This window comes from Mycobacterium sp. (assembly GCF_050701515.1).
In the GTDB taxonomy this organism is placed as follows: Bacteria; Actinomycetota; Actinomycetes; order Mycobacteriales; family Mycobacteriaceae; genus Mycobacterium.
The window spans coordinates 1-3,306 of the sequence record NZ_JBOGDB010000208.1 but is presented as its reverse complement, the minus strand read 5'-3'; the positions used below and the strand labels follow the sequence as shown (position 1 = coordinate 3,306).

The window sequence follows — 3,306 nt, the reverse complement described above, 5'->3', positions numbered from 1 at the left end:
TCGTGCAGCAGTTCCAGATCACGCTGGGCCTGTGCGGCAAGCCGTCGCGGCGGAACGGGCGCGCCCTGACCGACCATCAACAACGTCGACGCCGCGGTGTCGTGCAGCAGGGCCAGCTGTTCGCGCTCGTAGTCGCGGACGGCGTCGCTGACCCGTTGATTGAGCGTCGCGGCTTCGCGTTCGCTGCCAACCCGGTCCACCGCGGCGGCAACCCGCAGCAGCATGATCCGAATCAGCGCCGCGGTTGCCCACTGCAGGGCGAAGTAATAGACCGCCCCGATGTCGGCGACACGATCCCAACCCGTTACCGCCGCTGCACCGCCCGCATACGTGACGGCCACGACGACGGCCATCGGCAGGCTCACCCGTGCCGGCAGCACGACGGCGAAGCTGATGACGGCCGTTCCCGCGATAGCCTGGGGCGCCGTGTTGTACGTGTAGAACACCGGGTCGGCCACCAACACCGATATCGCGGCGCAGACCGCGAGCACGAGGGCGTAGTCGACGACGACGAACACGACGCGATGTGACCGCGTCGCGATGCGGTACAGCGACCACACTCCGAGCGTGCCGAGCAGCCACTCGCCCAGCGGCTGGGCAGCCGATGCGGGGTCGGCCAGCGCGACCGCCGCGACCACCAAGTTGACGGTATTGCGCATCAACAAGCCGACCGTCGTCGCACGGCGCATTACCTGGCGCTGTGACGCGCTGTCCGCTACCGACGAATGGCTCGGCATATGCACGAAATTACGACTTATGGGCATTCCCCGCAGTCGTTACGGACCCGATCAGACATTTGCTGCTCCATTTGGGCGACCGGGTGGGGCTCGCGGATCGGCGATCGTTGCGATTGAATACAACAGTTAGCGAGAAACCGGTTCGCGAACGTGTTCGTGCAGTTCGGAGGGAGAAACGCGAGCTTGTCACCCGAGAATGACGACGCGCGACCGGCCATCAGGGTCGCGGTCATCGACGATCATGACGTCGTCCATGCCGGTGTCGAGGCATTTTGTGCTGACGCCGATCCGCCGATCCAGCTGGTGGGCAATTTCTTGGAGCCTGAGGAATTCTTCGCCCGCTATCCCGACCTTCCCAATGATGAAGTCGACGTGGTATTGCTCGATCTGCAGATCGAGGGCAATCGACCCGATTTCGCCGCGCTGTCCCAATTGGGCGCGTCGGGACAATGCGTCATCGTGTACTCGCACTTGACGGCGGATGAGGTCATTTTGTCCTGCCTGGAGTTGGGTGCCATCACCTACCTGGTGAAGTCGGAGGGCAAGCGGCACCTGATCGAGGCCATCCATGCCGCGCACTCCAGCACGCCCTACCTCGGTCCGCGGATGGCCAAGGCGCTGCTGAACGACCGCACGCTGGGCCGCACGAAGCTCTCGGAGCGGGAGAAGGAGGTGCTCGTCGCCTGGTTCCAGACCGAAAGCAAGGAACTGGTCGGCAAGCGCCTCTATATCGCACCCACCACCGTGCGGACTCACCTGCAACGCGCCCGGGCAAAGTACGCCGCGGTGGGACGGCCGGCGCCGACCAAGTCGGCACTGCTCGCCCGGGCGGTCGAGGACGGCATTCTCAGCCTCAACGACCTCTGACCGTCGGTTACGGCGCGGGCAAGAAGGGGATCAGCGGCGCGGAGCTCGAGGGAGGGCTGCCGGTGTCCGACGACCCGGTGTCGGACGGGCTCCCGCCGCCGCCGAGCGCCGGCAACTTCGGCAACTGCGGAATGACGGGGGCTGGTGGCGCTGCCGGGGCTGCCGGCGGCGGGTCGTACTCCGCGGCCGGCGGGGCCACCGGTGGGGGTGGCTGGACTGCGACGGGCGGCGGCGGGTCATCCTGCTTGACCGGTGGCGGTGGCGGCGGGTTCCCCACATCCTGCGAGTCCTCGATCGTGCCGGTTCCCTGACCCGGGCCGGTCCCCTCACCCGGGCCGGTCCCCTCCTCCGAGCCGGTCCCCTCACCCGAGCGGATCCCCTGACCCTGGCCGGTCCCAGTCAGCCCGGGGTTTCCCTCGGATGACCCAGGGTTGGACGGCGGGAGGATCACCGGGATCTGGATGTCGGGCATCGGGATCTGCGGCATCTGGAATCCGGGCGGCGGCAACGGCGGTGGGTTGCCGATTGGCGGCGGCGGTAGGCCCGGCGGGTTGCCGATTGGCGGCGGATCGCCCGGAAGGACTTCCTGAATGATGTGGGTGGTCGACCCACCCGGGCCGCCTTCCGAGATTCCACTGCTCGGATTTTCGACGGGCGCATTCACCGGCACCGGACCCGTCGGCCCGGGCTTCACCTCTTCCGTCGGTACGTAGGGCAGGTACTTGTTCTGCACCGGGGTGTCGACCTCGTGTGGCACCGGCTGCTGAGCCACCGTCGGGCGGATGCCGATGGCCACCGTGACCGCCAGTGCGGCGAATCCGCATACCACCACGCCGGCGATGGTGCTGCCCACCAACAACAACCGCGGCCGCGCCGCGGGCGCCATGTCCTCTTCGACTTCCTCGTACTCGTCGGCGGTTGCGCTCAGCGGCGCCATCGCCGATTGCATCGGCACCGCTTCGCTGTAGTTGCCGGTGAGCTCGACCGGGAGGGGTCCTGAATCGTCGGCCATCGAGTACGCCAACTGCGAACCCAGCTGCGGACTCGGTGCCGTCATCGCAGCATCTCCGACACCGAACGCCGGCGCGGCAAAAGCCGCTCCACGCGCGAACGCAAAGCCCGGATCCGCGGGCACCTCCAGCGGAACCGGCGATCCGGATCGCAACTGATCGGCGACCCCGGTGATGTCGTCGGAGCCACCCACCAGGTAGATGTCGTCGGCCGAACCGGGCTCGTCACGAAGCCGGTAGAGCAAAGTGCGGCACGCCGTGACGGCGTCGGAACCCGCGAGGGGTTCTGCCGCCACGACCGACGTCGTGACATCGTCGGCACCGACGATCGACAGCGTCGCGGCGTCGTCTTCGACCAACAGGAGCGCCGAGTCGTGCTGCCCGTGCTGGGGCATATTGCGCACCAACGCCGTCGCCGCCTCCGCCGGCGTGACGGTCGCAACGCCGTTGACGCCGGCACCGGCCAGCAGCTGGCGCAGTTCCTCGGCGAGGGCCTCGTCGGACCAGCACACCTGAGTGGCCAGCAGCCGGTGGCCACCCTCGGCCAGCAGGTGATTCGTCCCGGCGATCGTTTCGGTCAGGTTCTCCGTGGCGTCGCCGCCGGCCAGGTCGACGACCGATTGATCGATGACGCTGTGCCCGCCCTCGTCGCCCGCGCCGACCAGCGCGAGACGAGCAGCGGGACCCGCCAC

The 3,306-nt window shown here is 68.0% G+C and carries 2 protein-coding genes and 1 pseudogene; 1 reads left to right on the top strand and 2 read right to left on the bottom strand.

The window, feature by feature from the left end:
• Window positions 1–737, bottom strand: a pseudogene (locus ACRDU5_RS16825) (ATP-binding protein); the annotation flags it as partial.
• A 183-nt stretch (window positions 738–920) separates the two neighbouring features.
• On the opposite strand from ACRDU5_RS16825, the gene ACRDU5_RS16820 reads away from it, so the two are divergent.
• Window positions 921–1,604: a response regulator gene (locus ACRDU5_RS16820; protein WP_526615790.1), complete on the top strand. Its 684-nt coding sequence runs from the start codon at window positions 921–923 to the stop codon at window positions 1,602–1,604.
• A gap of 7 nt (window positions 1,605–1,611) precedes the next feature.
• Here the strand turns inward: ACRDU5_RS16820 and ACRDU5_RS16815 are convergent.
• Window positions 1,612–3,306 (bottom strand): DUF7159 family protein (locus tag ACRDU5_RS16815; protein WP_526615788.1); only part of this gene is annotated, 1,695 nt, incomplete at its 5' end.